Annotated in this window: 1 pseudogene; it reads right to left on the reverse strand. The window is 46.6% G+C overall.

Going from position 1 to position 536, the window contains the following annotated elements:
* Nucleotides 1-293, reverse strand: a pseudogene (locus H8Z83_RS19345) (sigma-70 family RNA polymerase sigma factor); the annotation flags it as partial.
* Nucleotides 294-536 lie beyond the last annotated feature (243 nt).

Genomic DNA, 536 nt, shown 5'->3' on the forward strand with positions numbered 1-536 from the left:
GGCGGGAGCAGATCCAGAATATTACGCAGGGACTGGCGCACCATCTCCTCAATTGCCTGATTTTCAGGGGTGTTGTCATAATCAATAAATTCATGGAACCGCTCGTATCCGTCATTTTCACCGCCGATCAGAGAACTCATCTGCGTTTCGTGCTTGTAAAAGCGTTCCGTGCTGTCTTCAATGTGCCATTTCGTCCGCCTGTAGGTCTGGAAGACTTCTTTTGTGACCTGGACGAGCTCAAATTCGCCGGTCATGGTGTTGTAAATGTTGAGAAAATAATTCTTTTCAGTCATACTCCTGATCTCCTTTGTGATTTTCTGAATTTGGTGAGGTTCAAAAAATCGGGAGATCAGGGGTATTCAGCGATATACGGCTCCCACGCTAAAAGGGGGCGGATATGAAAAAAGCGCATTGCAGACTCCTTTTCCGGAGCTGCATGCGCAAAAAAAGAGCCGCTTGATTTGTCTGACCATTGGCCGCGTTGACAGAACTATGTTCCTAAAAGGAACGATAGTTACAAATCAAGCGGCACATGG

This window comes from Dysosmobacter segnis, assembly GCF_014297285.1.
In the GTDB taxonomy this organism is placed as follows: Bacteria; Bacillota; Clostridia; order Oscillospirales; family Oscillospiraceae; genus Oscillibacter; species Oscillibacter segnis.